This window comes from Promicromonospora sp. NPDC059942 (assembly GCF_042731755.1).
Classification (GTDB): Bacteria; Actinomycetota; Actinomycetes; order Actinomycetales; family Cellulomonadaceae; genus Promicromonospora.
The window spans coordinates 3557-5496 of sequence record NZ_JBHWLR010000047.1; the positions used below are offsets into that span (position 1 = coordinate 3557).

The following is a 1940-nucleotide window of genomic DNA, read 5'->3' on the forward strand; positions in this document are numbered from 1 at the left end:
CGATATGCTTTGGGTAGCTGTAAGTAAGCGTTGATCCAGAGATTTCCGAATGGGGGAACCCAGCATGAGTTATGTCATGTTATCGACATGTGAATTCATAGCATGTCAGAAGGCAGACCCGGAGAACTGAAACATCTTAGTACCCGGAGGAAGAGAAAGAAAAATCGATTCCCTGAGTAGCGGCGAGCGAAACGGGAAGAGCCCAAACCAACAAGCTTGCTTGTTGGGGTTGTAGGACACTCTATACGGAGTTACAAAAGAACATGTTAGACGAATCATCTGGAAAGATGAATCAAAGAAGGTAATAATCCTGTAGTCGAAAACATATTCTCTCTTGAGTGGATCCTGAGTACGACGGAGCACGTGAAATTCCGTCGGAATCTGGGAGGACCATCTCCTAAGGCTAAATACTCTCTAGTGACCGATAGTGAACCAGTACCGTGAGGGAAAGGTGAAAAGTACCCCGGAAGGGGAGTGAAAGAGAACTTGAAACCGTGTGCTTACAAGTAGTCAGAGCCCGTTAATGGGTGATGGCGTGCCTTTTGTAGAATGAACCGGCGAGTTACGATCTGATGCAAGGTTAAGCAGCAAATGTGGAGCCGCAGCGAAAGCGAGTCTGAATAGGGCGTTGAGTATTTGGTCGTAGACCCGAAACCAGGTGATCTACCCTTGGTCAGGTTGAAGTTCAGGTAACACTGAATGGAGGACCGAACCGACTTACGTTGAAAAGTGAGCGGATGAACTGAGGGTAGCGGAGAAATTCCAATCGAACTTGGAGATAGCTGGTTCTCTCCGAAATAGCTTTAGGGCTAGCCTCAAGTGATGATTATTGGAGGTAGAGCACTGTTTGGACGAGGGGCCCCTCTCGGGTTACCGAATTCAGACAAACTCCGAATGCCAATTAATTTAACTTGGGAGTCAGAACATGGGTGATAAGGTCCGTGTTCGAAAGGGAAACAGCCCAGACCACCAGCTAAGGTCCCAAAATATATGTTAAGTGGAAAAGGATGTGGCGTTGCCCAGACAACTAGGATGTTGGCTTAGAAGCAGCCATCATTTAAAGAGTGCGTAATAGCTCACTAGTCGAGTGACACTGCGCCGAAAATGTACCGGGGCTAAACATATTACCGAAGCTGTGGATTGTCCTTTGGACAATGGTAGGAGAGCGTTCTAAGGGCGTCGAAGCATGATCGCAAGGACATGTGGAGCGCTTAGAAGTGAGAATGCCGGTGTGAGTAGCGAAAGACGGGTGAGAATCCCGTCCACCGATTGACTAAGGTTTCCAGAGGAAGGCTCGTCCGCTCTGGGTTAGTCGGGTCCTAAGCTGAGGCCGACAGGCGTAGGCGATGGATAACAGGTTGATATTCCTGTACCACCTAGTATCGTTTTAATCGATGGGGGGACGCAGTAGGATAGGCGAAGCGTGCTGTTGGAGTGCACGTCCAAGCAGTAAGGCTGAGTGTTAGGCAAATCCGGCACTCATAAGGCTGAGCTGTGATGGGGAGAGGAAATTGTTTCCTCGAGTCGTTGATTTCACACTGCCGAGAAAAGCCTCTAGATAGATAACAGGTGCCCGTACCGCAAACCGACACAGGTAGTCAAGATGAGAATTCTAAGGTGAGCGAGCGAACTCTCGTTAAGGAACTCGGCAAAATGACCCCGTAACTTCGGGAGAAGGGGTGCTCTTTAGGGTTCACGCCCAGAAGAGCCGCAGTGAATAGGCCCAAGCGACTGTTTATCAAAAACACAGGTCTCTGCTAAACCGTAAGGTGATGTATAGGGGCTGACGCCTGCCCGGTGCTGGAAGGTTAAGAGGAGTGGTTAGCTTCTGCGAAGCTACGAATCGAAGCCCCAGTAAACGGCGGCCGTAACTATAACGGTCCTAAGGTAGCGAAATTCCTTGTCGGGTAAGTTCCGACCCGCACGAAAGGCGTAACGAT

Annotated in this window: 1 rRNA gene (cut by a window edge); it reads left to right on the forward strand. The window is 49.4% G+C overall.

From position 1 onward, the window contains the following. Positions 1–1940 (forward strand): 23S ribosomal RNA (locus tag ACFV9Q_RS29140); its annotated part reaches 263 nt to the left of the window's first position; the annotation flags it as partial.